This is a genomic window from Streptomyces sp. ICC1, from assembly GCF_003287935.1.
GTDB classification, from domain to species: Bacteria; Actinomycetota; Actinomycetes; order Streptomycetales; family Streptomycetaceae; genus Streptomyces; species Streptomyces tritrimontium.
Window position 1 is genome coordinate 4,952,974 of sequence record NZ_CP030287.1, and the last position, 24,891, is coordinate 4,977,864.

General features: G+C 72.5%; 19 protein-coding genes. 14 read left to right on the top strand and 5 right to left on the bottom strand.

Annotation, left to right across the window (positions count from 1 at the left end):
- The first annotated feature begins 123 nt into the window (after positions 1-123).
- From DRB96_RS23460 to DRB96_RS23485, 5 genes are all read left to right on the top strand, one after another.
- Positions 124-1,134 carry a polyprenyl synthetase family protein gene (locus DRB96_RS23460; RefSeq protein ID WP_112453661.1) on the top strand — a complete coding sequence of 337 codons (1,011 nt, stop codon included), beginning with the start codon at positions 124-126 and terminating at the stop codon, positions 1,132-1,134.
- Between the two features lie 115 nt (positions 1,135-1,249).
- Positions 1,250-3,331 (top strand): squalene--hopene cyclase, encoded by a 2,082-nt coding sequence (gene shc / locus DRB96_RS23465; protein WP_112450235.1) that lies wholly within the window; start codon positions 1,250-1,252, stop codon positions 3,329-3,331.
- A 735-nt stretch (positions 3,332-4,066) separates the two neighbouring features.
- Positions 4,067-4,330 carry a WhiB family transcriptional regulator gene (locus DRB96_RS23475; RefSeq protein ID WP_112450237.1) on the top strand — a complete coding sequence of 88 codons (264 nt, stop codon included), beginning with the start codon at positions 4,067-4,069 and terminating at the stop codon, positions 4,328-4,330.
- Positions 4,331-4,607: 277 nt separating this feature from the next.
- Positions 4,608-8,291, top strand: a complete 3,684-nt coding sequence (locus tag DRB96_RS23480) for a glycosyltransferase family 2 protein (RefSeq protein ID WP_112450238.1) — start codon at positions 4,608-4,610, stop codon at positions 8,289-8,291.
- On the top strand, positions 8,288-9,778 hold the full coding sequence (locus tag DRB96_RS23485; RefSeq protein ID WP_112450239.1) for a DUF5719 family protein: 1,491 nt from the start codon (positions 8,288-8,290) through the stop codon (positions 9,776-9,778). Before DRB96_RS23480 ends, DRB96_RS23485 begins: the two co-directional genes overlap by 4 nt.
- Before the next feature lie 33 nt (positions 9,779-9,811).
- Here the strand turns inward: DRB96_RS23485 and DRB96_RS23490 are convergent, their stop codons facing one another.
- Positions 9,812-10,195 (bottom strand): metallopeptidase family protein, encoded by a 384-nt coding sequence (locus DRB96_RS23490; RefSeq protein ID WP_112450240.1) that lies wholly within the window; start codon positions 10,193-10,195, stop codon positions 9,812-9,814.
- A gap of 223 nt (positions 10,196-10,418) precedes the next feature.
- On the opposite strand from DRB96_RS23490, the gene DRB96_RS23495 reads away from it, so the two are divergent.
- The 6 genes from DRB96_RS23495 to DRB96_RS23520 all read left to right on the top strand — a co-directional run bounded on the left by DRB96_RS23495 (position 10,419) and on the right by DRB96_RS23520 (position 16,053).
- Complete coding sequence (locus DRB96_RS23495; protein WP_112450241.1) at positions 10,419-10,796, top strand: DUF3499 domain-containing protein; 378 nt, start codon at positions 10,419-10,421, stop codon at positions 10,794-10,796.
- A 78-nt stretch (positions 10,797-10,874) separates the two neighbouring features.
- Positions 10,875-12,245, top strand: a complete 1,371-nt coding sequence (locus DRB96_RS23500) for a phosphomannomutase/phosphoglucomutase (RefSeq protein ID WP_112450242.1) — start codon at positions 10,875-10,877, stop codon at positions 12,243-12,245.
- 122 nt (positions 12,246-12,367) lie between these two features.
- Positions 12,368-12,556, top strand: a complete 189-nt coding sequence (locus DRB96_RS23505; protein ID WP_112450243.1) for a Trm112 family protein — start codon at positions 12,368-12,370, stop codon at positions 12,554-12,556.
- A gap of 92 nt (positions 12,557-12,648) precedes the next feature.
- Positions 12,649-13,782 carry an SIS domain-containing protein gene (locus tag DRB96_RS23510; protein WP_112450244.1) on the top strand — a complete coding sequence of 378 codons (1,134 nt, stop codon included), beginning with the start codon at positions 12,649-12,651 and terminating at the stop codon, positions 13,780-13,782.
- A gap of 39 nt (positions 13,783-13,821) precedes the next feature.
- Positions 13,822-14,994, top strand: a complete 1,173-nt coding sequence (gene manA / locus DRB96_RS23515) for a mannose-6-phosphate isomerase, class I (RefSeq protein WP_112450245.1) — start codon at positions 13,822-13,824, stop codon at positions 14,992-14,994.
- 93 nt (positions 14,995-15,087) lie between these two features.
- Positions 15,088-16,053, top strand: a complete 966-nt coding sequence (locus DRB96_RS23520) for a cation transporter (protein WP_112450246.1) — start codon at positions 15,088-15,090, stop codon at positions 16,051-16,053.
- 77 nt (positions 16,054-16,130) lie between these two features.
- Here DRB96_RS23520 and lepB read toward each other — a convergent pair whose 3' ends face one another.
- Together lepB and DRB96_RS23530 are read right to left on the bottom strand one after the other, a co-directional pair.
- Positions 16,131-16,826 carry a signal peptidase I gene (gene lepB, locus DRB96_RS44870; protein WP_239516298.1) on the bottom strand — a complete coding sequence of 232 codons (696 nt, stop codon included), beginning with the start codon at positions 16,824-16,826 and terminating at the stop codon, positions 16,131-16,133.
- A 120-nt stretch (positions 16,827-16,946) separates the two neighbouring features.
- Positions 16,947-19,037, bottom strand: coding sequence for a fructose-specific PTS transporter subunit EIIC (locus tag DRB96_RS23530; protein WP_112450247.1), 2,091 nt, complete (start codon positions 19,035-19,037; stop codon positions 16,947-16,949).
- A gap of 351 nt (positions 19,038-19,388) precedes the next feature.
- On the opposite strand from DRB96_RS23530, the gene ahcY reads away from it, so the two are divergent.
- Together ahcY and DRB96_RS23540 are read left to right on the top strand one after the other, a co-directional pair.
- Positions 19,389-20,840 carry an adenosylhomocysteinase gene (gene ahcY / locus DRB96_RS23535; RefSeq protein WP_112450248.1) on the top strand — a complete coding sequence of 484 codons (1,452 nt, stop codon included), beginning with the start codon at positions 19,389-19,391 and terminating at the stop codon, positions 20,838-20,840.
- A gap of 104 nt (positions 20,841-20,944) precedes the next feature.
- The gene (locus DRB96_RS23540) at positions 20,945-21,568 is read left to right on the top strand and encodes a hypothetical protein (RefSeq protein WP_112450249.1); all 624 of its coding nucleotides are present in this window, start codon (positions 20,945-20,947) and stop codon (positions 21,566-21,568) included.
- Here DRB96_RS23540 and DRB96_RS23545 read toward each other — a convergent pair.
- A complete protein-coding gene (locus tag DRB96_RS23545) occupies positions 21,565-22,488 on the bottom strand; it encodes an RDD family protein (RefSeq protein ID WP_112450250.1) in 924 nt (307 codons plus the stop codon). The two genes, DRB96_RS23540 and DRB96_RS23545, sit on opposite strands and share 4 nt — an antisense overlap.
- Positions 22,489-22,613: 125 nt before the next feature.
- On the opposite strand from DRB96_RS23545, the gene DRB96_RS23550 reads away from it, so the two are divergent.
- Complete coding sequence (locus DRB96_RS23550; protein WP_112450251.1) at positions 22,614-23,621, top strand: stage II sporulation protein M; 1,008 nt, start codon at positions 22,614-22,616, stop codon at positions 23,619-23,621.
- Positions 23,622-24,164: 543 nt separating this feature from the next.
- On the opposite strand, the gene DRB96_RS23560 is transcribed toward DRB96_RS23550, so the two are convergent.
- Positions 24,165-24,767 (bottom strand): hypothetical protein, encoded by a 603-nt coding sequence (locus DRB96_RS23560; RefSeq protein ID WP_162689085.1) that lies wholly within the window; start codon positions 24,765-24,767, stop codon positions 24,165-24,167.
- Between the last annotated feature and the right edge of the window lie 124 nt (positions 24,768-24,891).

Here is a 24,891-nt window from a genome sequence, read left to right on the forward strand (position 1 = left end):
GCACGCACCGCAGTACGTACAGGAACCAGAGGAGAGCCAGTGAACCCGGGGAATCCGGCCGTCGAGAACACGGACGCCAGTACGGGCCCGGCCGGCGGGGAGAAGGCGGACACGCTCGCCCTCCTGGAGCGCGGCCGTACGCTCTCGACGCCCGCGCTCCGCTCCGCCGTGGACCGGCTCGCCGCGCCCATGGACACCGTCGCCGCCTACCACTTCGGCTGGATCGACGCCCAGGGCAACCCGGCGGACGGCGACGGCGGCAAAGCCGTGCGCCCCGCCCTCGCCCTGCTCTCCGCCGAGGCCGCGGGCGCCGCGGCCGAGGTCGGGATCCCGGGCGCGGTCGCCGTGGAGCTCGTCCACAACTTCTCGCTGCTGCACGACGACCTGATGGACGGGGACGAGCAGCGCCGCCACCGCGACACGGTGTGGAAGGTCCACGGACCGGCCCTCGCGATCCTGGTCGGCGACGCGCTGTTCGCCCTGGCCAACGAGGTCCTGCTGGAACTCGGCACCGTCGAGGCCGGCCGCGCCGCCATGCGCCTGACCACCGCGAGCCGCAAGCTCATCGACGGCCAGGCGCAGGACATCTCCTACGAGCACCGCGAGAGCGTCAGCGTCGCGGAGTGCCTGGAGATGGAGGGCAACAAGACCGGCGCCCTGCTCGCCTGCGCGGTCTCCATCGGCGCCGTGCTCGGCGGCGCGGACGACCGTACGGCCGACAAGCTGGAGGAGTACGGCTACCACCTCGGCCTCGCCTTCCAGGCCGTCGACGATCTCCTCGGCATCTGGGGAGACCCGGAGTCCACGGGCAAGCAGACCTGGAGCGACCTGCGCCAGCGCAAGAAGTCGCTGCCCGTCGTCGCCGCCCTCGCGGCCGGCGGACCGGCCTGCGAGGAGCTCGCGGAACTGCTCGCCGCCGATGCCAAGAGCAACGACTTCGAGAACTTCTCCGAGGAGGAGTTCGCGGCCCGCGCCGCGCTCATCGAGGCGGCCGGCGGCCGGCAGTGGACCGCCGACGAGGCACGGCGCCAGCACGCGGTGGCGATCAAGGCCCTCGACGACGTGGACATGGACCGGCGCGTGCGCGACCAGCTCGTGGCGCTCGCCGACTTCGTCGTCGTGCGCAAGAGGTGATCGCCACCCGATCGCGCATATGAATCGCGAGTCGCCGACCGGTACTGCCTGCCCGTAGTACCGGCCGACGGCGAACCCCAGGACAGCAGAGGACACTGCACACAAAGGGGAAGCCATGACAGCGACGACCGACGGCGGAGCCGGCGCGGACGCCTGCGACGCCGGACCCGGTGACGGCGTGGCCGCGGGCCCGCCGGGCCGGGGCCACGCCACCCGCCCCGCCGTGCGGACGGAGCCGGCCGCGGCGCCCGGCCCGGACGACCGGGCAGTCCGCGAAGCCACCCTCAGGGCCGTGCGCAACCTCCTCGACCGGCAGGACGAGGCCGGCTGGTGGAAGGGCGACCTGGAGACCAACGTCACCATGGACGCCGAGGACCTGCTGCTGCGCCAGTTCCTCGGGATCCGGGACGAGGCCACCACCCAGGCCGCCGCCCTGTTCATCCGCGGCGAGCAGGGGGCCGACGGCACCTGGGCCACGTTCCACAAGGGCCCCAGCGACCTGTCCGCCACCATCGAGGCCTACGTGGCCCTGCGCCTCGCCGGTGACGACCCGGGCGCCCCGCACATGGCCCGCGCCTCGGCGTGGATCCGCGGCCACGGGGGGATCGCCGGCGCCCGCGTGTTCACCCGCATCTGGCTCGCGCTCTTCGGCTGGTGGAACTGGGACCACCTGCCCGAACTCCCGCCCGAACTGCTCTTCCTGCCGCCCTGGGTGCCGCTGAACATCTACGACTTCGGCTGCTGGGCCCGGCAGACCATCGTCCCCCTCACCGTCGTCTCGGCGCTGCGCCCGGTCCGCCCGGCCCCCTTCGCGCTGGACGAGCTGCACACCGACGCGCGGAACCCGTACCCCGTCAAGCGGCTGGACCCGCTGGCCAGTTGGGGCGGCGCCTTCCAGCGGATGGACAAGGCCCTGCACCTCTACCGCCGGTTCGCGCCGCGCCGGCTGCGCGAGGCGGCCATGGCCAGCGCCGGCCGCTGGATCGTGGAGCGCCAGGAGGACGACGGCTGCTGGGGCGGGATCCAGCCGCCCGCCGTGTACTCCGTGATCGCCCTGCACCTGCTCGGCTACGACCTCGGGCACCCGGTGATGCGGGCCGGACTGGAGTCCCTGGACCGCTTCGCGGTGTGGCGCGAGGACGGCGCCCGCATGATCGAGGCCTGCCAGTCCCCGGTCTGGGACACCTGCCTGGCCGCCATCGCGCTGGCCGACGCGGGCGTGCGCCCCGACCACCCGGCCCTGGTCAAGGCCGCCGACTGGATGCTGGGCGAGGAGATCAGGCGCAGCGGCGACTGGGCCGTGCGCCGGCCCCGACTGGCCCCGGGCGGCTGGGCGTTCGAGTTCCACAACGACACCTACCCGGACATCGACGACACCGCCGAGGTCGTCCTGGCGCTGCGCCGCGTCAAGCACCCCGATCCGGCGCGGGTCGAGGCGGCCATCGCCCGCGGGGTGTCCTGGAACCTCGGCATGCAGTCGAAGAACGGCGCCTGGGGCGCCTTCGACGCCGACAACACCAGCCCGCTGCCCAACAAGCTGCCCTTCTGCGACTTCGGCGAGGTCATCGACCCGCCCTCGGCCGACGTCACCGCCCACGTCGTCGAGATGCTCGCCGTCGAGGGCAAGGCGGGCGACGCGCGGACCCGGCGCGGCATCGCCTGGCTCCTCGCCGAACAGGAGCCGGAGGGCGGCTGGTTCGGCCGCTGGGGCACCAACTACGTCTACGGGACCGGCTCGGTGGTGCCGGCCCTGACGGCCGCCGGCTTCGCCCTCTCGCACCCCGCGATCCGGCGGGCCGTGGGCTGGCTGGAATCCGTACAGAACGAGGACGGCGGGTGGGGCGAGGACCAGCGCTCCTACAAGGACCCGTCCTGGGCCGGGAAGGGCGCCTCGACCGCCTCCCAGACGGCTTGGGCGCTGATGGCCATGCTGTCGGCGGGGGAGCGGGACGGCGAGAGCGTCCGGCGGGGCATCGCGTACCTCGTCTCCACCCAGGGCGAGGACGGCGGCTGGGACGAGCCGTACTTCACCGGGACCGGCTTCCCCTGGGACTTCTCCATCAACTACCACCTGTACCGGCAGGTCTTCCCGGTCACCGCGCTCGGCCGCTACCTGTACGGAGAACCGTTCGGCCCGGAGGGCCGCTACCCGGACCCGGGTGCCGCGCAGGCGGTTCAGGCCGCCGAGGAGGCCTGATGAGCCCCGGCCCCGGCCCCGGCCCCGGTCCCGGCACGGGTGGGGGTGGGGGTGGTGTTCAGGGTGCTGGTGCTGTTCATCGGGGGGTTCCTCGACGGATGTCAGTCGTGCAGGCGGTCGCTGTGGGGGCTGGAGCTCAGCGGAGCCGAAGCTCCGGGGGCATCAACAGCTGCAACAGCAACAGCGAACCTGGGCAGCGCGCAGGAACCCACGAATGGGGGTCCAGGTGGCGGCTGCGGGCGCTGACATGGCAACTAGGAGACCGGTTGGGGGGCCGGACTGTCAACCCAATGTCCGTTTTGGTGGAAAAGTTTCACCTCATCCGGTTACCGTGCCCGGAGAAAGGTTTGTGCAGTCGGTACCAGGGGATGTGGCGCTGCAAGTCGCGCCGCACTCCTCGTGGCCGCTCTCAAACCCGGCAAGCCGCCCGATGTCACCCTGTGGCCGAAATGTGATCTGCGCCGCTTCTCCGGCCGGATCGGAACCCCACCACAGAGTGACGCGTCGACTACGGGGGAGGGAGTGTCCTGTGAGGTACCTGTGGCATGTGTCACGATTTTTGGCGATATGAACACTTTCTGCATAGGCTTGGTTCCGCAGAGTGAATAAGGGGCCCAATAGCAGATCTCGGCTTGACTGCGCCGGAGCCCCGCACTTGTAATTTCACTCGTGTCGTTACGTAGCGATGAGTAACGGCATCACCACGGGGACGCACAGACAGAGCGAGGGGCGCACATGACCGAGCTGGTTCAGGAACTGCTGGTCGAGGAGGCGGACGAAGAGCTCGGATGGCAGGAGCGAGCTCTCTGCGCCCAGACCGACCCCGAATCCTTCTTTCCCGAGAAGGGCGGCTCGACCCGCGAGGCCAAGAAGGTCTGCCTCGCCTGCGAAGTCCGCTCCGAATGCCTTGAGTACGCCCTCGCCAACGACGAGCGATTCGGCATCTGGGGCGGCCTGTCCGAACGCGAGCGCCGACGCCTGAAGAAGGCCGCCGTCTGAAGCGCCTCCGGCGCGCACCGACCGGCGCCCGCGGCACGACCCACGACATATCGAGCGGCATAGCCGACGGCATACCCGCCCGTGCACCCCGCAGTGCACACAGCGGTACAAATCGCAGTACAACGAACAGCACGACGAGCAGAGCAAACGGTCCGCCTCCCGCACCTTCCCCGCAGGAGGCGGACCGCTGTGTTCCCAGCCGTTAGTGTGGGGCGCTGTCCAGCAGCCTCCGAGGGCACACCACCCCCGGACCCCCGGCCGGAGGGCCCGTACCGCGATGTCCCTGCACAGCCAGTCGAGCGCCTCCCACCAGGCTGCCGCCGCACCAGAGTTCCCCCGGCACGTCGTCACCGCGGTCCTCGTCGCCCATGACGGCTCCCGCTGGCTGCCCCGGACCCTCGCCGGTCTCCTCGGCCAGGAACGCCCCGCCCAGAGCCACATCGCCGCCGACACCGGCAGCGCCGACGACTCCGCGCGCCTGCTCGGCGAAGCCCTGGGCGAAGACCGGGTCCTGCACCTGGCCCGCCGCACCGGCTTCGGCGCCGCCGTCGAGGAGGCCGCCCGCACCGCCGGCACCCTGACCCCCGAAGAACTCCCGTACCTCAAGCGCCCCTCCGGCTGGGACCCCGTCAGCCGCACCTGGCGCGACGACACGTACGACCTCCCCGACCTGCCCCACGGCGAACCCGTCCAGTGGCTCTGGCTGCTCCACGACGACTGCGCCCCCGAGCCCGACGCCCTCGCCGAACTGCTGCGCGTCGCCGACGAGAACCCCGACGCCGCCGTCATCGGCCCCAAGCTGCGCGGCTGGTACGACAAGAAGCAGCTCCTCGAGGTCGGCGTCACCATCGCCCGCAGCGGCCGCCGCTGGACCGGCCTCGACCGCCGCGAACAGGACCAGGGCCAGCACGACCAGGTCCAGCCCGTCCTGTCCGTCTCCACCGCCGGCATGCTGATCCGCCGCGACGTCTACGACGCCCTCGGCGGCTTCGACCGGCGCCTTCCCCTCATGCGCGACGACGTCGACCTGTGCTGGCGCGCCCAGAGCGCCGGCCACGCCGTCCTCATCGCCCCCGACGCCGTCCTGCGGCACGCCGAGGCCTCCGCCCGCGAACGCCGCACCGTCGACTGCGCCGGCCGGACGAGCGCCAGCCCGCACCGCGTCGACAAGGCCGCGGCCGTCTACACGATGCTGGCCAACAGCTCCGGCCGCGCCCTGCCCTACGTCCTGCTGCGCGTCCTCGTCGGCACCGTCCTGCGCGCCCTCGCCTACCTCGTCGGCAAGGCCCCCGGACAAGCCGTCGACGAGGTCACCGGCCTCCTCGCCACCCTGCTCCGCCCCGGCCGCCTCCTCGCCGCCCGCAAGGCGCGGCGCCGCCCGGCCGTCCCCGCCAAGGAGCTGCGCCCGCTCTTCCCGCCGTCCGGCGCCACCCTGCGCGCCAACGCCGAACACCTCGCCGGCTACTTCGGCTCCGCGGGCGACACCGAGAACGCCAACGCGGGCCGGCACGGCGGAGCCGTCGAATCGGGCCCCGGCGGAGACGACGCCGAATACCTGCACGTCGAGCAGTTCGCGCGGATCAAGCGGATCGCCCGCAAGCCCGCGCCCGTCCTGTTCGCCCTCCTCCTGCTCGTCTCCGTCATCGCCTGCCGCTCCCTGCTCGGCGGCGGCTCCCTCATGGGCGGCGCCCTGCTGCCCGCCCCCGACGGCGGACTCGACCTCTGGCGCTCCTACACCGGCGACTGGCAGCCCGTCGGCACCGGCTCCACCGCCGGCGCACCGCCCTACCTCGCCGTCCTCGGAGCCCTCTCCACCCTGCTCCTCGGCTCCACCAACGCCGCCCTGACCCTGCTGCTCGTCTGCTCGGTCCCGCTCGCCGGACTCACCGCCTACTTCGCCTCCCGGCCGCTGGTCAGGTCCCGGCTGCTGCGCGCCTGGGCCGCCGTCGCCTACGCCTTCCTCCCCGCCGTCACCGGAGCCCTCGCCGGCGGCCGCCTCGGCACCGCCGTCCTCGCGGTCCTGCTCCCGCTCATCGCCCGCTCCGCGGTCGCCGCCTTCGGCTTCGGCGGCCAGAGCGGCCAGGGCAGCCCGGCAGGCACCGAGGGCAGCTGGCGCGCCACCTGGACCCACACCCTCCTGCTCACCCTGGCCACCGCCTTCACCCCCGTCGTCTGGCCGCTCGCCGCCGTCCTCGGAGCCGCCGCGCTCGCCTGGCGCCGCGCGCACTGGAAGACGTACGGCCCCCGGCTCCTCGCGACGCTCGCCGTCCCCCTCCTCGTCCTCGCCCCCTGGTCGCTCGGACTGCTCACGCACCCCGGCCGCTTCCTGCGCGAGGCCGGACTGGACTACGGAGCCGGCTCGGCCACCGCCCTGGACCTGCTCGGCATCAGCCCCGGCGGACCCCGGACCGCGGGCGGCCTGATCCTCATCGGCATCGTCCTCGCCGCCCTGGCCGCGCTGCTGCGCACCGACCGGACGTTCGCCGTCCGCACCGCCTGGGCCGCCGCGCTCGCCGCGCTCGTCCTCGCCGTCCTCGTCAACCGCACCGCCTGGGCCGGCCCCGCCACCCTCGTCTACGGAATCGCCCTGCTGGCCGCCGCCGCCATCGGCGCCGACGGGGCCAAGGAACGCGTCGCCGCCCGCAGCTTCGGCTGGCGCCAGCCGCTCGCCGCCCTGATCGCGCTCGCCGCGGCCATCGGCCCGGTCATCGGCGCCGTCGCCTGGATGCTCACCGGAGCCGCCGGCCCGCTGGAGCGCCGCGACCCCGTCCAGGTCCCCGCCTTCGTCGCCGAGGAGAGCGGCACCCGCGACCAGGCCCGCACCCTCGTCATCGGCGCCACCACACCGGCCGCCCTCTCGTACAGCCTCGTACGCGGCTCCGGCGGCCGCCTGGGCGACGCCGAACTCGCCGCCCAGGCCGGCAGCGACACCCGCCTCGACAAGGTCGTCTCCAGCCTCGTCGCCGGCTCCGGCGCCGACCAGACCGACCAGCTCGGCGGCTTCGCCATCCGCTACGTCCTGGTCCGCGACGGGGCCCCCGCGGAGATCGGCCGCGTCCTCGACGCCACCCCGGGCCTCAGCCGCCTCAGCAAGCTCGAAGGCAGCGCCCTGTGGCGCGTCGACCGGCAGGTCGCCCGCGCCGTCATCGTCCCCGCCAAGCCCGGCGAGGCCCCCATCCCCGTCGCCTCCGGCCCCGTCGAGGCCCACACCAAGATCCCGGCGGGCGAAGCGGGCCGCGTGCTGCGCATCGCGGACCAGACCTCCCCCGGCTGGCAGGCCACCCTCGACGGCAAGCCCCTCAAGGCCAAGACGCTGGACGGCTGGGCCCAGGGCTTCGAGCTCCCCGCCGACGGCGGCCGCCTCGACCTCGTCCACCAGGACGCCCTCACCCGGACCGCCTGGCACTGGGCGCAGGGCCTGCTCGCGCTGGTCCTGCTCGTGATGGCCCTGCCGGGCCGCCGCACCAGCCTCGACGACGACCTCCCCGAGGAGGAGGCCGCGCCCGCCGAGGAGGCCGGGGAGGGCCGCCGCGCCCGCCGGCTGCGCGACCAGGCCGAGGCGGAGGCCGCGGCCCCCGCCGAGGCGGCCGTCGCCGCCGACCCGTACGCCCAGATCCCGGCGCAGCAGCCGTACGGGCAGGACGCCTACGGCGAGGACGCCTACGCCTACCAGCAGGCCTACGGGGACCAGGGCGGCTACGCCTACGGGCAGCAGGAAGCCCAGCCCCAGCAGCCCCAGCAGCCCGGCTACCCGTACGAGCAGCCGCAGCAGTACGACCGGCAGCCGTACCAGGAGCAGCAGCAGTACCCCTACCCGTACCCGCCGTACGAGGCGCAGCCGCAGCCGCATCCGTCGCACGAGCCGTACGAGTCCTACGAGCCATACGACCCCTACGGACAGCACGACGGACAGCAGGACGGGCAGCACGCCCCGCGTCCGGACGGGAGCCCCCAGCAGTGAAGCAGCGCGTACCCCTGACGCTCGCCGCCGTCACGGCGGCGCTGGCCGCCGTCACCGGCCTCGCCGCGCTCACCGCGCCCGCCGCGGGCCGGGCGGCCGCGGCCGCCCCGGCCGGCGGGGAAGCGGCCCGGATGCCGGTCGAGCGGTCCCTGCTGGTGTGCCCCGCGCCCAGCACCTCCGACATCGCCGAGACCGTGTACACGGCGTTCACCCCGGGCGCGGCCGCCGCCGGCGGCAAGGGCTCCGCCCGGCTGCTCGGCGCGACCAAGGACGCCAAGCCCGTACTGGAGCTCAAGGAGCCCGGGAAGCCGCTGGGCGCCAAGGCCTCGGGCGCCGAAGCCCCCGCGCTCACCGGCACCGCCGACGGATTCCTCGCTCCCGGCTGGAGCGCGCAGCAGACCACGGTCGTCTCCGTCGGCCGCACCCGCGGCGTGCTCGGCGTCGGCTGCACCGCGCCCGGCACCGACTTCTGGTTCCCCGGCGTGAGCACCGCCAAGGGGCGCGAGGACTACGTCCACGTCACCAACCCCGACGACACGGCCGCCGTGGTCGACATCAAGCTGTTCGGCCCCGACGGCGCGGTCAAGACCGAAGCGGGCACCAGCGAGAACATCCGGATCGACCCCAAGTCCAGCAAGGCGATCGCCCTGTCCTCCCTGGCCCCCGGCGCCCAGATCGCGGACGTCACGGCCCACGTGACGACCCGCGCGGGCCGGGTCGGAGCCACCGCCCAGGCGGGCGAGGAGGGCGTCGGCGCCGACTGGCTGCCCGCCTCCGTCGACCCGTCGGGCACGCTCGTCCTGCCCGGCATCCCGGCGGACGCCACCTCCGTACGGCTGGTCGCCTTCGCGCCCGGCGAGGAGGACGCGGACCTGAAGGTCAGGCTGGCCGGGCCGGGCGGCTCGATCAGCCCGGCGGGCAACGAGCAGCTGCACGTCAAGGCGGGCATGACCGCCAGCGCCGACCTCAAGGACGTCACCCGGGGCGAGGCGGGCTCGCTCGTGCTGTCCCCGGCCGACGGCAAGCAGGCCGTGCCGGTGGTCGCGGCGGTACGGATCGTCCGCGGCAGCGGAGCCAAGCAGGACATCGGCTTCGTCCAGGCGGCCGCCCCGGTGGGCACCCGGGCGACCGTCCCCGACAACCGCGCCGACGAGAACGCGACGGTGCTCTCGCTGACGGCCGCGTCCGGAGCCGACGCCAAGGTCAAGGTGACGGCCTCACCGGGCACGGAGGGCGGCGAGCCGGCCTCCCAGGAGGTCACGGTCAAGGCGGGCACCACGCAGAACATCACCCTCGCCCCGGCGGGCGGCAAGGGCGCCTACGCCCTGACGGTGGAGACCCTCTCCGGCGGCCCGGTCCACGCGGCCCGCACCCTGACCCTGCCGCGCGACGGCATCCCGATGTTCACGGTCCAGACCCTCTCGGACGACCGCTCGACGGTCTCGGTCCCCCGTGCCACCCAGGACCTCTCGGTCCTGACGGACTGAACCGGCGGGATCCGAGAGAGCGGCCGGTCCGGCCTAGTCCTGTCCGTACCGCGGATCCACCGTCTCGGGTGACAGCCCCAGCAGCTCCGCCACCTGCTCCACCACGATCTCGTGGACGAGCCGCGCCTTCTCGTCCCGCGACTTCGTCCGGATCTCCACCGGCCGGCGGAACACCACGATCCGGGCCGCCCGCCCGCCCGCCGCCTCGACCAGCGCGCCCAGCGGCACCGCCTCGTCGTTCCACCCCGCGTCCGCCCCGCCCGGCGGACCGGGCACGTCGCCGACCAGGAACTCCACCTCCGCCAGCTGCGGCCAGCGCCGCTCCAGGCGCTCCACGGAGTCCCGTACGAGGTCGCCGAAGAGCTCCGACCGGCTCGCGGACAGCGGCACCTGCGGCGGGGCCACGGGCCCGCGCATCCCCCGTCCGTGGCGGTCGCGCCGGCGCGCCCGCGGTTCACCGCCCCCGGAGCCGCCGGGCAGCGAAGGGGAAGGCAGGGAAGGGGGAGGCAGGGTGCTGTCCGTCACCCCCGCAGCGTAGCCCGCACGTCCCCCACCGGGCGGGGGCGATCGGCCGACACGGGAGAGTGCCCGGCGGGGGAGTCGTCGCGGCCCGGTCAAGAGTGCGGTAGCGTCCAACGTCGTGAGCCTTGTACGTCGCTGTTCGCGCACCGCGTGCGGCCGCCCTGCCGTCGCGACACTGACGTACGTCTACGCCGATTCGACCGCAGTTCTCGGCCCGCTCGCCACCTACGCCGAACCCCACTGCTACGACCTGTGCGCCGAGCACTCGGAGCGCCTGACCGCCCCGCGCGGCTGGGACGTCGTACGCCTCACCGACGGGTCCGCACCCTCCCGGCCCACCGGCGACGACCTCGAAGCCCTCGCCAACGCCGTACGGGAGGCCGCCAGGCCCCCGGAACGCGCGGCCGGCGCGGGAGGCGGCGCAGGTCAGGGCGGTCACACCGGCGGAGAGACACGCCGCGGACACCTGCGCGTCCTGCGCTCGCCGGACTCCTGACACTCAGATCGTCCGAAAAGAGACTCGGCGCCCACGGTAGGTTTGCCCCACCGCACATCACCTTCAGGAGGGCAGGCAGTGGCCACCGATCTTTCGAACATCGTCAAGGCTTACGACGTACGAGGTGTCGTACCGGACGAGTGGGACGAGCCGCTGGCCGAACTGTTCGGTGCCGCGTTCGTCGAGGTGACCGGAGCGACCGCGATCGTCATCGGTCACGACATGCGCCCCTCCTCGCCCGGCCTGTCCACCGCCTTCGCCCGCGGCGCGGCCGCCCGCGGCGTCGACGTCACCCTGATCGGGCTGTGCTCCACCGACCAGCTCTACTACGCCTCCGGCAAGCTGGACCTGCCCGGCGCCATGTTCACGGCCTCGCACAACCCGGCCCGGTACAACGGCATCAAGCTCTGCCGGGCCGGCGCCGCCCCCGTGGGCCAGGACACCGGCCTCTCCGCCGTCCGCGAGCTCGTCGAGCGCTGGAGCGACGAGGGCGCCCCCGAGATCCCCGCCGGCACCGTCCCGGGCACCGTCACCGAGCAGGACAGCCTCCCCGGCTACGCCGCCCACCTCAAGGGCCTGGTGGACCTCGCCGCCATCCGCCCCCTCAAGGTCGTCGTCGACGCGGGCAACGGCATGGGCGGCCACACCGTCCCCACCGTCTTCGAGGGCCTCCCGCTCGACCTCGTCTCCATGTACTTCGAACTGGACGGGACCTTCCCCAACCACGAGGCCAACCCCCTCGACCCGAAGAACATCGTCGACCTCCAGGCCCGCGTGAAGGCCGAGGGCGCCGACCTCGGCATCGCCTTCGACGGCGACGCCGACCGCTGCTTCATCGTGGACGAGCGCGGCGAGGGCGTCTCCCCGTCCGCCATCACCGCCCTCGTCGCCGCCCGCGAGCTGGCCCGCAACGGCGGCACCGGCACCGTGATCCACAACCTGATCACCTCCTGGTCCGTACCCGAGGTCGTCCGCGAGAACGGCGGCACCCCCGTCCGCACCCGCGTCGGTCACTCCTTCATCAAGGAGGAGATGGCCAAGTCCGGCGCCATCTTCGGCGGCGAGCACTCGGCGCACTACTACTTCAAGGACTTCTGGAACGCGGACACCGGCATGCTCGCCGCGCTCCACGTCCTCGCGGCCCTCGGCGGCCAGGACGGCCCCCTCTCCGAGCTGGTCTCCTCCTACGACCGCTACGCGGGCTCGGGCGAGATCAACTCCACGGTCGCCGACCAGGCCGGCCGCCTGGCCGCCGTCAAGGCCGCATACGGCTCCGCCCCCGGCGTCACCCTCGACGAGCTCGACGGCCTGACCGCCACGGCCGCCGACTGGTGGTTCAACCTGCGCGCCTCCAACACCGAGCCGCTCCTGCGCCTCAACGTCGAGGCCCGCGACACCGCGACCCTCGAAAAGGTCCGCGACGAGGTCCTCGCGCTCGTCCGCGCCTAGTGCTGTGACCAGACCCGCACCGTCCGAGATCCCGGGCCCAAGATGATCCGCCGGGCCGCGTACAGCGCGGCCCGGCGGTACGCTGACCTGGCCCAATCCGCATGTTCGAAGGGAAGCCCCCCATGCCGCTCGAAGCCGGCCTTCTGGAGATCCTCGCCTGCCCCGCCTGCCACTCGCCCCTCGAGGACAAGTCGGCCGACGAGCAGACCCCCGAGCTGATCTGCACCGGAGGCAAGGACTGCGGTCTCGCCTACCCGGTCCGCGACGGCATCCCGGTGCTCCTCGTCGACGAGGCGCGCCGTCCCGCCTGAGCTGCCACCGCCACCCCGCGCAAAGGCTGAGACTGGTACCGACACAGGTTCCGACACCACTGGACACGTCACAGACATAGCCGGAGGCCGCCATGCTCGACGAGTCGCTCCTCGACGCACCTGACGATCTGGCCCGCGCCGACCGGCGCGGCCTGCTCCGCGGCGCCGCCGAGGCCGGGGCCCGGGTGCGCACCGCGGCCCGGCACGCGCTCGAGGCGGGCCTCGGGGACCTGCGCCCCGACGGCCGCCCCCGCGCCGTCCTCATCGCCGGGCCCGGCACCGCCGCCACCGGAGTCGCCGACCTGCTCGGAGCGCTCGCCGGAGCCTCCGCGCCCGTCATCCGGCTGCACCCCACCGGCGTCGCACACGCCTCCGGCGCGCTGCGCTGGACCCTGCCCGGCTGGGCCGGCCCCGTCGACCTGCTGCTCATCGCCACCACCGACGGCACCGAGCCCGGCCTCGCCCTGCTCGCCGAGCAGGCCTACCGGCGCGGCTCCACCGTCGTCGCCGTCGCCCCCGAACGCTCACCGCTGAGCGAGGCGATCGAAGGCGCGCACGGGCTCCTCGTACCGATGGCCAAGGCCCCGTACCAGGAGTACGACGAATCCGCCGCGGCCGGACCCGGCGCCCTGTGGGCCCTGCTCACCCCGCTGCTGGTGCTCCTCGACAAGGTCGGCCTGATCACCGCCGCCCCCGACACCCTCCAGCTCGTCGCCGACCGGCTCGACCGCACCGCCGCGCGCTGCGGCCCCGCCATCGCCACCTACTCCAACCCGGCCAAGACCCTCGCCTCCGAGCTCGCCGACTCCCTCCCGCTCATCTGGAGCGAGGGAGCCGCCGCCGGACCCGCCGGCCGCCGCTTCGCCGCCACCCTCGCTGAGCTCGCCGGCCGGCCCGCACTGGCCGCCGACCTCCCCGAGGCACTCCCGGCCCACGGAGTCCTGCTCGCCGGCGCCTTCGCCGCCGGCGCCGACCCCGACGACTTCTTCCGCGACCGAGTGGAAGAACCGCAGGCCCTCCGCGCACGCGTCGTACTGCTGCGCGACCGGCCCGCAGGCGGACTGACAGCCGCCCCTGCCGCACGCGAGCTCGCCCACAGCCACGACACGGCCATCAGCGAACTCGAACCTGAGGAGGGAACCGAGCTGGAACAGCTCGCCGAACTCCTCGCCGTCACGGATTTCGCCACCGCCTACCTGGCGCTGGCCTCCGGGGGACACAGCTGAGACGCATACCCGCATCTCTCTCACCCAGGAAGACCACCGATGGACCGCCTCTCTAACACGATCCGCCCCTACGCCTGGGGATCCACCACCGCGATCCCCGAGCTCCTCGGAGTCGCCCCCACCGGTGAGCCCCAGGCCGAGATGTGGATGGGCGCCCACCCCGGCGCCCCCTCCCGGCTCGATCGCGGGGCCGGCGAGACCGCCCTGTCGGACGTCATCGACGCCGATCCCGAGGCCGAACTCGGCCTCGCCGTCGTCGCCAAGTTCGGCCCCAGGCTCCCCTTCCTCTTCAAGGTCCTCGCCGCCGGCGCCCCGCTCTCCCTCCAGGTCCACCCCGACCTCACCCAGGCCAAAGCCGGGTTCGAGGACGAGGAGCGGCGCGGCGTCCCGATCGACGCACCGCAGCGCAACTACAAGGACGCCAACCACAAGCCCGAACTGGTCTGCGCCCTGACCCCCTTCGACGGCCTGTGCGGATTCCGTCCGCCGCTGGAGGCCGCCGAACTCCTCGAAGGCCTCGGCGTCGACTCCCTCAAGCCCTACGCGGACCTCCTGCGGGCCCACCCCGAGGAGGAGGCCCTGCGCGAGGTGCTCACCGCCGTCCTGACCGCCGACCGCGCCGAGATGGCCCGTACGGTCACCGAGGCCGCGGCGGCCGCCCAGCGGCTCGGGGGCCCGTACGCCCCGTACGCCGGGCTCGTCCACCACTACCCGGGCGACCCGGGCGTCATCGCCGCCATGCTCCTCAACCACGTGCGGCTCCAGCCCGGCGAGGCCATGTTCCTGGGAGCGGGCATCCCGCACGCCTACATCGACGGGCTCGGCGTCGAGCTCATGGCCAACTCCGACAACGTCCTGCGCTGCGGGCTCACCCCCAAGCACGTGGATGTCCCGGAGCTGTTGAAGGTCACCCTCTTCGAGCCGGCCGACCCGGGCGTCCTGCGCCCCGAGGGCAACGGCGAGGAGGTCTACGAGACCCCCATCGACGAATTCCGGCTCTCCCGCTTCGTCCTGGCCCCCGGCGCCACCCCCCGGGTCCTGCCGGACACCACCCCGCAGATCCTGCTGTGCACGGCCGGCTCCCCGCGGGCGTCCTCCCCGAAGTCCGGCGAACTGGCCCTGGCCCCCGGAGAGTCGGTGTTCGTCCCGGCCGGCGAGAAGGCCGAACTGTCCGGTACCGGCACCGTCTTCCGTGCCACCGTGGTGGTCTGACGTACCGTCCCTACCGGTGGCTGTGAGAATCTGCGGCCGTAGAGCGGCGCCCCGGACAGGGGCGCCGCACCGAGGAAGGGACACATCGCAACCATGAGCGCGTCGGGCGGTACCAAGGCGATCGTGGCGGCACTCGCCGCCAATCTGGCCATCGCGGTGGCCAAGTTCGTGGCCTTCGTCTTCAGCGGATCCTCGTCGATGCTCGCGGAAAGCGTCCACTCGCTGGCCGACTCGGGCAACCAGGGCCTGCTGCTGCTCGGCGGCAAGAAGGCCCAGCGCGAGGCGACCCCGCAACACCCCTTCGGGTACGGGCGCGAGCGCTACATCTACGCGTTCCTCGTCTCCATCGTGCTCTTCACCGTCGGCGGCATGTTCGCCATCTACGAGGGCTTCGAGAAGATCCAGCACCCGCACGCCATCGAGCACTGGTACTGGCCGATCGGCGTGCTCATCTTCGCGATCATCGCGGAGTCCTTCTCCTTCCGCACCGCGATCAAGGAGTCGAACGAGATCCGCGGGAACCTCTCGTGGGGCCAGTTCATCAAGCGGGCCAAGGCCCCCGAACTCCCCGTGGTCCTCCTGGAGGACCTGGGCGCCCTCATCGGCCTGGTCCTCGCCCTCGCGGGCGTCGGCATCGCGCTGGCGACCGGCAACGGCATCTGGGACGGCATCGGCACCCTGTGCATCGGCATCCTGCTGATCATCATCGCCATCGTGCTCGCCGCCGAGACCAAGTCCCTGCTGCTCGGCGAGGCCGCCGGCACCGAGGACGTCGAGAAGATCAAGGCCGCCGTCGTCGACGGCGACGTCGTGACCGGCGTCATCCACATGCGGACCCTGCACCTGGGCCCCGAGGAACTGCTGGTCGCCGCGAAGATCTCCGTCCAGAGCGACGACACGGCGAGCGAGGTGGCGGCCGCCATCAACGCCGCCGAGGCCCGCATCCGCGCGGCCGTCCCGATCGCCCGGGTGATCTACCTGGAGCCGGACATCTACAACGCCGCGGCCGCGGCCGCGGGCACCAACCCGGCCAAGTCCCCGGGCGGCGACGGCCACTGACCGCGCCGTGAGGTGAGGAGGCCCCCGCTCAGCCGCTCCCACGGCCGTACGGGGGCCTTCGCCGTACCCGGACTCCCTCAGACGCCCGGCGGCACGTGCCATGCGTGCACGGACGCCGCGGCGGAGGCCGCCGCCCGGCGGCGCTGCCGCGCGGCGACCACTCCGCACCACACGCCCGCGAGCAGCACGGGGATCCCGCAGAGCACCAGGGACCGCAGGCCGACGAGCAGCGGATCGCCGTCGTCGATCACCGCACCCTTCACGTCCGACTCGGGAACCGTCCCGTGCGGCGCCGTCTGGTACCGGTAGCGGGAGTCCGCCGAGTTGCCGCGGGTGTCGCCCATCAGGAACATCCGGCCCTCGGGCACCGTCACGCTGAACGCGCCGGGCGTGCCCGCCACGGGGTCGCCGTCCAGGACGTACGGCTCGGCCAGGGGCTTCCCGTTGAGCGTGAAGGTCCGGTCACCGGGCGCGTAGGCGAGGTGGTCGCCGCCCACGGCCACCACCCGTTCCACGGACAGGTGCCGCTCACCCCAGGCCGCGGCGTCGAAGAGCACGACGTCGCCGCGCTCCACCTTGGTGATCAGCAGGTTGAAGACCATCGAGGAGCCCGCCGGGTGGGACGGCCCCATGTGGCCCGACGTCATGACCTTCGTGGGCATGAAGAAGTACCCGCCGATGCCGCCGGCGCAGCTCAGCACCGCGCCCAGCACCAGCAGCACCACCGCTGCCACCCCGGTCCGGCGCCCCGGCGCCCCGCCCCGCACGTCCACGATCCCGCCCCTTGTGTTCTCCGCGATCAGACTCGCGGCCGCACTGTACGGGCCGGTCGCGGCGCGAACGCGCCCGGCCCCCCACCAGCAGGTGGGGGGCCGGGCGAGGGAGCCGCGCGGCTACTGGATCTCGCGCAGCACTTCCAGGATCGAGGCCTTGTCCGGCGCGGCCTGCAGCCGCTCCCGGAAGCCGGCGTCCATCAGCTTGCGCGACAGCAGCGCCAGGATCCGCAGGTGCTCGTCCCCGGCCGCGGCCTCGGGTACGGAGATCATGAAGACCAGCCGGGCCTTCGTGCCGTCCAGCGCGCCCCACTCGATGCCCTCGTCGGACCGGGCGAAGCCCACCGTCGGGCGGGTCACGGCGTCCGTCTTGGCGTGCGGGATCGCGATGGACTCGCCGAGACCCGTCGTGCCCTGCGCCTCCCGGGCCAGGGCGACCCGTACGAGCTCGTCCACGTCGCGGACGTTGCCGGTGGTGGCCAGCATCTGCGCCATCTCGCGGATCGCGGCCTCCTTGGAGTCCGAGGCCAGCTCGGTCTTCACGGTCTGCTCGGTCAGGTACCCCGACAGCACCTCGGGCCGGTCGCCCGAGTCGCCCTCGCCGCCCGCACCGCCCGCACCGCCCGCGCCGCCGGGAGCCGTGGCCTGCGCCCGTACGGCCGTCCCGCCACCCGCACCCGCACCCGCACCCACACCGGCCCCGACCAGGACCGGCTCCGGCGAGAGCACCGGCGACCCGGGGCTCACGCCGTCGCGGCGCAGCTTGAACTCGATCAGCGCGTTCGTCGTCAGCGCCGTCACGACCGCACCGGCCGCGATGGCCACGAAGAACATCGCGACACCGCTGATGGCGCCGAACAGCGAGACGATCGGACCGCCGTGCGGCACCGAGTCCTGGACCCCGGCCACACCGGCGATCGCACCGGCCACCGCGCCGCCGAGCATGTTCGCGGGGATGACCTGCGCGGGCCTGGCGGCGGCGAAGGGGATCGCTCCCTCGGAGATGCCGAAGAAGCCCATGAACAGGGCGGCGAGGCCCGTCTCCTTCTCCTCGTCGCTGTAGAGCTTGCGGCGCAGCAGGGTGGCCAGGCCCTGGCCGAGCGGCATGACCGGGATGGCCGCGGCGGCCATGCCCATGACGTGGTTGTTGGTGCCGATGAGGCCGACGGCGACGAGGAACGCGGTCTTGTTGACCGGACCGCCCATGTCGAAGGCGATCATCAGGCCGATGATGGTGCCCAGCACGATCGCGCTGGAGCCGGTCATCCCGTTCAGCCAGCTGGTCAGGTTCGTGAAGACCCAGGAGATGGGCTTCCCGATCACGTAGATGTAGAAGAGCCCCAGGGCCACCGTCGACACGATCGGGATCACGATGATCGGCATGATCGGCTGGATGACCTTGGGGACCTTGACCTTCTTGATCCACACGACCAGATAGCCCGCGATGAAGCCCGTCGCGATGGCGCCCAGGAAGCCTGCGTTCGCGTCGGCCCCGTAGATGTGCACGGCGTCGGCGGCGAGGAAACCGCCGATCATGCCGGGTACGAGGGCCGGCCGGTCACCGAGGGCGTAGGCGATGTAGCCGGAGAAGATCGGCAGCATCAGGCTGAAGCCGGTCACGCCGAGCTTGTTGACGTAGAACCAGAAGGTCCCGTCGGGAATGACCAGCCCGCCCTTGGCGTCCGCGTGACCGCCCAGGGACAGCGACACGGCGAGCAGCAGACCGCCCACGACCACGAACGGGATCATGTGCGAGACGCCGTTCATCAGCGCCTTGTACGCCTGACTGCGCTGATGGCCGCCGCCGGCCGCGCCGGCCCCGCCGGCGCCCGGTCCCGCGGCCGTTCCGGACTGCACCGGCGCGCTCTGCGCGCGCTGGATCAGCTCCTCCGGCCGGTGGATGCCGTCCGCGACGCCGGTGGACAGCACCTTCTTGCCGGCGAAGCGCTCGAGGTCCACCTCCTTGTCGGCGGCGATGATGACGGCGTCCGCGTCTCTGACATCGTTGTCAGAGAGTACGTTCTCCGCTCCGATCGAGCCTTGGGTCTCCACCTTCATCTGCACACCGAGCCGGTCGGCGGCCTGCTGGAGCTTCTCCGCGGCCATGTAGGTGTGCGCGATACCCGTCGGGCACGCGGTGACGGCCACCAATTTCACGGGCTTCCGCCCGCTCGTGCCTCCGCTGCCAGGAGGGACTGCCGGACTGGTCACTGGAATCTCCTCACGCCTTCGTCCTGCGGGATCGCGCAAAAGACCCGACCCACCGGCATCCTCCAACATGTAGGGGGTGCATCAAAAGTCCGAAAGGCCCTGAACTGTTCCGCCGGATGGCCCGAACCCGAGGCGTGACTTGCCCCGCAGCCGTCCGAGCCGCGCTCCGCCGATCGGTGTAGATTCGTCATCAGTGTCAGGCGTCGCTGCTGATGGCGGTCGGGCGGTCCCCAGGACCGGCCGAGGGGAGAGAGGACCCCCGACGGACTGAGCGCCATGTGCGCCACCCCCGCGGGCGGTGCGCGGCTCAGCCGTACCCAACCTCTCGATCCCACGAGGAGCAGCATCCACATGACTGCCGCATTCACCGACTTCAAGGTCGCGGACCTTTCGCTGGCCGCCTTCGGGCGCAAGGAGATCACCCTCGCCGAGCACGAGATGCCCGGCCTGATGTCGATCCGCCGCGAGTACGCCGCCACCCAGCCGCTGGCCGGCGCCCGCGTCACCGGCTCCCTGCACATGACCGTGCAGACCGCCGTCCTCATCGAGACGCTCGTCGCCCTCGGTGCCGACGTCCGCTGGGCCTCCTGCAACATCTTCTCCACGCAGGACCACGCGGCCGCCGCCATCGCGGTCGGCCCGACCGGCACCCCGGAAGACCCGCAGGGCGTCCCCGTCTTCGCCTGGAAGGGCGAGACGCTGGAAGAGTACTGGTGGTGCACCGAGCAGGCGCTGACCTGGCCGAACACCCCCACCGGCGGCCCGAACATGATCCTCGACGACGGTGGCGACGCCACCCTCCTCGTCCACAAGGGCGTCGAGTTCGAGAAGGCCGGCGCGGCCCCGGACCCGTCGACGGCGGACTCCGAGGAGTACGCGTACATCCTCACTCTGCTCAACCGCACCCTGGGCGAGGCCCCGCAGAAGTGGACGCAGCTCGCGTCCGAGATCCGCGGCGTCACCGAGGAGACCACCACCGGCGTCCACCGCCTCTACGAGATGATGGCCGAGGGCACCCTGCTCTTCCCGGCGATCAACGTGAACGACGCCGTCACCAAGTCGAAGTTCGACAACAAGTACGGCTGCCGGCACTCCCTGATCGACGGCATCAACCGCGCCACCGACGTGCTCATCGGCGGCAAGGTCGCGGTCGTCTGCGGTTACGGCGACGTCGGCAAGGGCTGCGCCGAGTCCCTGCGCGGCCAGGGCGCCCGCGTCATCGTCACCGAGATCGACCCGATCTGCGCGCTCCAGGCGGCCATGGACGGCTACCAGGTCGCCACCCTCGACGACGTCGTGGAGATCGCCGACATCTTCATCACGACCACGGGCAACAAGGACATCATCATGGCCGCCGACATGGCCAAGATGAAGCACCAGGCGATCGTGGGCAACATCGGCCACTTCGACAACGAGATCGACATGGCCGGCCTCGCGAAGATCGAGGGCATCGTCAAGGACGAGGTCAAGCCCCAGGTCCACACCTGGAAGTTCCCCGACGGCAAGGTCCTCATCGTCCTGTCCGAGGGCCGCCTCCTGAACCTGGGCAACGCGACCGGCCACCCCTCGTTCGTCATGTCCAACTCCTTCGCGGACCAGACCCTGGCCCAGATCGAGCTGTTCACGAAGCCGTCCGAGTACCCCACCGACGTCTACGTCCTGCCGAAGGCCCTGGACGAGAAGGTGGCCCGCCTGCACCTCGACGCCCTCGGCGTCCGGCTGACCACCCTCCGCAAGGAGCAGGCCGACTACATCGGCGTCAAGGTCGAGGGCCCGTACAAGCCGGACCACTACCGCTACTGATCCCCGAGGATCCGCGGCACCCACGAGAGCACCCACGCGTCAGGCCCCCGGCATCCGTGCCGGGGGCCTGCCCCGTACCCGCCAGAGACCCAGGAAGACGCCCCATGCCCCGCGGCCGCTACTCGCTCCACGACCCGCACGACCACACCGCCCTCGGCGAGGAGCACTTCCACTGCGCCCCGGGCCCCTCGGGCTGGCGCTACGTCTCCCAGCTCACCGCCCCCGACGGCGGGCACCGCGGCTCCGTCGACCTGGCCGTCGACGAGCTGGGCCGCCCCATCCGCCTCGAGGTCAACGCCTCCAGCTGGCAGGTCCGCGGCGCCGCCATCGACGGCGTCACCTGGGTCCGCACCGACCCGGCCGGAGCCGAGGCGACCGAGGGCAACGTCCCGGGGGCGTCCGGCTTCACCGGCACCTCCCCGGCCTTCCTCGTCGCCACCGCCCGGCTGCTCCGCCTGACCCCCGGCGCCCCCGCGACCCGCGTCCGCCTCGTCGCCCTGACCGACCCCGTCCTGGCGGCCCGTACGGTCGACCAGGCCTGGGCCCTCCTGCGCCGCGCCGAGCACCCCACCGACAGCGGCCCGCTCCTGGTCGACGAATACCAGGTCAGCGCCCTGGACACCGGCGAGGTCCACACGGTCCACCTCGCCGGCGACGTGGTCCTCGCGGCCCCCGGCATCGAACTCGAACACCTGGAAACCCCGCCGTCGTCCTTCGAGACGGCCTAGGCCGGCGGCGCGAACCCGGTCGTACGAGGCGGCCGGTCCGCCACGGGCGCCGGTACGGGCACGTGCGCCACGGGCGCGGGTGCCGCCGGTGCGAGGGCCGGCATCACCACGGGAGCGGGCTGCCCGTACGGCACGGGAACGGGTACGGGCACGGGCACCGCTCCGGGAGCGGGCTGCCGGAAGGCCCGGGCGGCGTCCCGCGACTGGCGCTCGTGCACCACGGCCATCAGGAACGCGGCGGCCGGCACCCCGACCGGCGGCGGAGCACCGGTCCGCGCCACCAGATCGTCCGCGAGCCGCACCGCCATCGAGGCGCCCACCTGCGGATCCAGCTGGTCCATCCGGGTCAGGTACTGCCGTATCGCGAGCCACAGTCCGTCCGGCACCGCCGACAGGTCCAGCCCCCCGAACCGCCCGGCCAGCCACGGCGGCGGCGGAGGCACCGGCATCACCCGCGCCCCCGGCACCCGCTCCCGGATGACGAGCGTCCCCGCGAACACGTCGCCGAGGCGCCGCCCCCGCTCCGAGAACAGCGAGGCGATGCACGCGATGGACCCGAAGAGCATCAGCAGCTCGAACACCCCGAAGGCCCCGCGCACCATCGCGTGCCGGAAGCGGATCGGACCGCCGTCATCGCGGACCACCCGCAGCCCGCAGGCGAGCTTGCCCAGCGACCGCCCGTGCGTCAGCGTCTCCACCGCGATCGGCACGCCGACCATGATCAGGACGAACGACGCCACCGACACGGCCGCCTGCGCCGCCCCGTCCATCGAGGCGATGGCGAAGGTCAGCCCGAGGGTGATGAGCAGATACCCGACGATGTACACGAGATAGTCCAGCAGGATCGCCAGCGCCCGGCTCGGCAGCCTCGCCGGCCGCAGCCCCAAGACGACCGCGTCCCCCGTCACCAGATCGCTCACCGCTGCACTCACCCTTCACGTGACCTGCCCCGCCCCTTTGGCAACCAGTCTGCCAAGCTGACCACAGAAGAAGCAGAAAAAATCAGGGGACCAGCAGGAACCAGGGGCAGGGGAGCGCCAACCACATGGATCTCGACGTCTTCGTGGCAGCCCACCAGGCGGAGTGGGCCCGCCTGGAACAGCTCCTGGGCCGGGGCCGGCGCCTCACGGGAGCGGAGGCCGACGAGCTCGTCGCGCTCTACCAGCGCACGGCCACCCACCTCTCGCTGATCCAGTCCACCACCCCCGACCCGATGCTCACGGGCCGCCTGACCCAGCTCGTCGCCCGGGCCCGCGCCACGGTGACGGGAGCCCGCAAGGGCGGCTGGCGCGACGCGGTCCGGTTCTTCACGACCGGCTTCCCGGCCGCTGTCTACGTCAGCCGCCGCTGGTGGATACCGACGGCGCTGCTCTCCACCGCCGTCGGCGTGCTCGTCGGCTGGTGGATAGCGACCCATCCCGAGATCCAGGGCGCCATCGGGGCGCCGGCGGACCTCAAGGAGATGACGAAGCCGGGCGGCGGGTACGAGGCGTACTACTCCAGCCACCCCGCGGCCTCCTTCGCGGCCCAGGTCTGGACGAACAACGCCCAGGCGGCCGCGATCTGCCTGGTCCTGGGCGCCTTCCTGGGCCTGCCGGTGCTCTACATCCTGTGGCAGAACATGCTGAACCTCGGAGTCGGCATCGGCCTGATGTCCTCCGCCGACCGACTCGACGTCTTCCTCGGCCTGATCCTCCCGCACGGCCTGCTCGAACTGACGGCGGTCTTCGTCGCCGCCGGCACGGGCCTGCGCCTGGGCTGGACGGTCATCGACCCCGGCCCGCGCACCCGCCGGGTGGCCCTGGCCGAACAGGGCCGCGCGGCCATCGGCATGGCCATCGGCCTGGCCGTGGTCCTCTTCATCTCGGGCCTGATCGAAGGCTTCGTCACCCCCTCCGGCCTGCCCACTTGGGCCCGCATCACCATCGGCGTGGCCGCCGAGGCCCTCTTCCTGGTCTACGTCTACGTCCTCGGCGGCCGTGCCGCCCGCGCGGGCGAGGTCGGCGACGTGGAGGTCGCGGACCGCACGGCGACGCTCCCCACCGCGGCCTGATGTGCGTGCGGGCACGCTGAGCTGCTAGTCTCCTCGTCGTCCCGCAAACACCGTTGACACGGTGGCTGTGGGGAGGTAGATTCGAACGGTTGCCTCGAACTGGACAAGTTCGGCAGCGATGGTTTAAAGTCTTTCTCGCCCCCCGGAATTGAATTCCAAGTGGGCACTCGACTCTTCATTCAGGAAACTGAAGCCGGGAAATCCGGTGGAAATCTTCTGATAGAGTCGGAATCGCCGGAAAGGGAAACGCGAAAGCGAAGAACCGGAAGGCGGAAAACAAGCGAGACTGACTCTGATAGAGTCGGAAACGCAAGAACGAAGGAAGCGCCCGGAGGAAAGCCCGAGAGGGTGAGTACAAAGGAAGCGTCCGTTCCTTGAGAACTCAACAGCGTGCCAAAAATCAACGCCAAAAAGTTGATACCCCGTCCATTTCGGTGGATGAGGTTCCTTTGAAAAAGACCTGCGAGGTCGCGGTTCTGCCTCAGATGGGTATAAGGGACAGGGTCTGGGGCGCGCGGAAGGGGCCTCGTCCTCGTCCTCGTCCTAGTTCGGGCTGAAGGACGGGAGCGCGCCCAGCACCTTCTCAAGGCCCTTCGGGATCTTGGTGTCGGCGGCCGCGACCTCGTGACCGTCGTGCCTGAAGGCATAGGTGAACCCGTCGGCGACGGGCTGGTCGGGGACGGAGATCCGGGGCAGGTGGGCGAAGTCCGCCTCCCGGAGGGCGGTCCTCAGCTTCGCGAGGGCGGCCGCCGAGAGCTTGTCCCTGCCGATCACCGCGGCCTTCGCATCGAGCCGCAGGAACGATCCGTCGCTCTTGATGATCAGCGTGCTGTTCTTCCCCGCGAGGCCGCCGCTGCGGGTGACCGCGACGAGGGTCATCTCGGCGGCGGGCGGCGAGGGGCTCGGCGCGGGAGCGGGCGCGGACGTGCCGGGGGCCGGGCCGGTGCCGCCGGTGCCGCCCGGGGGCTGGGCCGGGGTCTGGGGCGGGCTCTGACCGGGGTCCGGCGCGGCCGTGGCCGGCGCCGTCGAAGGGGAACTGCTAGCGCCGGGGGTGGTGGAGGCCCCGCTCCGCGAACCGCCCCCGCCGTCGGACGAGCACCCGCTCAGGCCCGCCGCCACGGCTGCCGCCGCGGTCACCGCAGCCAAACCCACTCGCCATCCACGCGCTCGCATGACCCACCCCCGCAGGTATTCCGGCTCGAACCCCGAGTATGGAGTCAGCACCACCCGCACGGATAGCACCCGGAGGCCGACATCAGCCGCTTCGCCC